At 56.0% G+C, this 2,583-nt stretch carries 2 protein-coding genes; both read left to right on the top strand.

Going from position 1 to position 2,583, the window contains the following annotated elements:
* Positions 1-284 precede the first annotated feature (284 nt).
* Positions 285-1,256, top strand: a complete 972-nt coding sequence (gene corA, locus GHC57_RS18805) for a magnesium/cobalt transporter CorA (RefSeq protein WP_153347154.1) — start codon at positions 285-287, stop codon at positions 1,254-1,256.
* An 84-nt stretch (positions 1,257-1,340) separates the two neighbouring features.
* On the top strand, positions 1,341-2,147 hold the full coding sequence (locus tag GHC57_RS18800; protein WP_153347152.1) for an undecaprenyl-diphosphate phosphatase: 807 nt from the start codon (positions 1,341-1,343) through the stop codon (positions 2,145-2,147).
* Positions 2,148-2,583 lie beyond the last annotated feature (436 nt).

The raw sequence follows: 2,583 nt of genomic DNA, 5'->3' as shown, positions 1-2,583 counted from the left end.
TAAATCCCGATATGTATCGAAAAATCTGGATATATCCCCGAATTCTGACCGTGTGCCATACCGGTTACCTCGTCACAATTGCATCCAGCGACACTACCGGCACCCGTTCATCTGGGGTCTGCCTATGAAATGCCGCCGGCCACCGAGATCGAAATCCGACTTGATCGTCTTCGTATTTGCTCGGCTAATATTTTGTTTTTTCAAACAAATAACATTAAAATGCAGTAACACGATAACGAAAAGCGCCTTCACGGCGTTCCCCTCAAACATCCGGGAAATTCGCCATGATGAGATCTTTTGCCACCGATGCTGGGCGTCTGAAACCGCTAGGAGAAAAGGCGGAGGAAGTCGCGCATGCGGTGTGGATCGATCTGGTCAATCCATCTTCAGCCGAAGAAGCGGAACTCGAACAGAAACTGGCCTTGGACATCCCGACCAAGGAGGAGATGGAGGAAATTGAGATTTCCTCTCGCCTCTACACAGAAAATGGCGCGTCCTTCATGACGGCGATTCTGCCGGCCAACGCCGATGGCGACGATGTGGACATGCACCCTGTGACGTTCGTTTTGACGGCAACGCACCTGGTTACCGTGCGCTACCACGAACCGCGCGCCTTCCGGACCTTTCCAGTTCGTGCTGAAAAGGTCGCGATGGGCTGTGATACGGCTGAAGGCGTGCTGATCGCCTTGCTTGAGGCTGTGGTAGACAGGCTGGCGGATATCCTTGAGCGCGCCGGGCGCGACATCGACGGAATTTCCCGTAGCATCTTCCGAAAGACAAGTGGCAAGCCGACAAAAAGTGCGGACCTTCAGAGCATCATCGAGTCGATTGGTCGGAAGGGGGATCTGACTTCTAACGTCCGCGACAGTCTGGTGACGCTGGAACGGCTGGCCGGGTATCTCGGGCAGGCGGCGATCCATCAAAAAAGTGGCAAGGACGCCCGCGAGCGCATCAAGACGCTTTCGCGGGACATCCGGTCACTCTCCGATCATTCCGGGTTCATGTCCCAGAAGGTCACCTTCCTGCTCGACGCCACGCTCGGCATGATCAACATTGAGCAGAATGCAATCATCAAGATTTTCTCGGTGGCAGCTGTCGTCTTCCTGCCGCCGACACTGATCGCCTCGATTTACGGCATGAATTTCGAATACATGCCTGAACTGAAATGGCTGGTCGGGTATCCCTTCGCCATCGGCCTGATGATCGCTTCAGCCATCCTGCCGTATGTCTTTTTCAAGCGCCGCGGCTGGCTGTAATTCGACGGAGAATTCTGGAATGATTCCTTCTTCGTTACCTGTCCTCCGCTGCGCCGTGGCACATCTCTCTGAGGCATTGTGCTGATGGGTTGGCTTGAATTGATAGTGCTCGCCGTGGTGCAGGGCATTACCGAGTTCCTGCCCATCAGTTCCTCGGCGCACCTCATTCTTGTTCCCGCTCTAACAGGCTGGCCGGATCAGGGACTGGCAATCGACGTCGCCATGCATATCGGCACACTGGCAGCCGTCATGCTCTACTTCCACCGTGAAACCGCTGCAATGGTGCGGGGCGGTTTCCAACTCTTGCGTGGCAATACCCAAACCAGTGACGCACGGCTGGCGCTACAGGTAGCCCTCGCCACCATGCCTGTCGTCCTCGCTGGGTTTGCGCTTGCATCCACCGTCGCGACTGATTGGCGTGACCCGCTCCTTATTGCCGTGACTACCATTGGATTTGGCGTTTTGCTTTGGGTTGCCGACCGTTCGGTTGCTGCCCAGACGGGCCTCGCCTTTGACCGAATGACGTTGCGTGTCGCCGTTCTGATCGGCCTTGCCCAGGCCCTGGCGCTGGTGCCCGGCGTGAGCCGCTCCGGAATCACCATGACAGCCGCCTTGCTTCTCGGATTCCGCCGTGAGGCGGCGGCACGGTTCTCGCTTCTCCTTTCGATCCCGACGACGGCCGCCGCCGGTACGATGGCTGGTGTGGATCTGTGGCAATCAGGTGATGCGGCCCTTCAGGGTGATGCCATCATCGCGGCCGGGTTCTCATTCATCGCCGCGTTATTGGCCATTGCCTTTCTGATGAGTTGGTTGCGGCGAGCGACCTTTATGCCGTTTGTCGTCTACCGGCTCATTCTTGGTGTATTTTTGCTCGTTTGGCTTTACGTCTAAGGCAACTCGACGCGCGCTGTTATCGGCCGTTATCTTGAAGCAGCACCCGAGCGAGCTGCCCGAATGTCCTAGCAATGCAGACTGTGATTGTTCGTGCCCTTGACACGCTATCCGGTGAAAGCGTCCTACGCCTCTTACCGATCACGGCAAATAGCACGCCACTCGGCAAGCCATGACTATTGCCTAGGCGGCGCATAGCTGCCTATTGCATACCAACACCATGAGGCCTGCTCTCCTTGACGATATTCGTGTTACGGCAAGCCGATAACCCGTGTTTGGCCGTGTAGAGAACAAATAGTGAATATACTCTTGCTTGCCGCTTACCGGGTTTGGTATCCTGAAAAGAAAAGGCTCAAATAGCGTTCGCTATGCATTCCCGGATTTGGTATCATGAAGGATACCGAACGCGGGAGGCGGGCATGGATCGGGACACGTT

The organism is Roseospira navarrensis, assembly GCF_009601025.1.
Classification (GTDB): Bacteria; Pseudomonadota; Alphaproteobacteria; order Rhodospirillales; family Rhodospirillaceae; genus Rhodospira; species Rhodospira navarrensis.
Note: the sequence above shows the minus strand (reverse complement) of the source record. Positions and strands in the feature narration are given on the sequence as shown.

What these genes read in the sequence shown, in the direction of transcription:
- corA (WP_153347154.1), top strand. Translation starts at nt 285, where the DNA reads ATGATGAGATCTTTTGCCACCGATGCTGGGCGTCTGAAACCGCTAGGA.
- GHC57_RS18800 (WP_153347152.1), top strand. Translation starts at nt 1,341, where the DNA reads ATGGGTTGGCTTGAATTGATAGTGCTCGCCGTGGTGCAGGGCATTACC.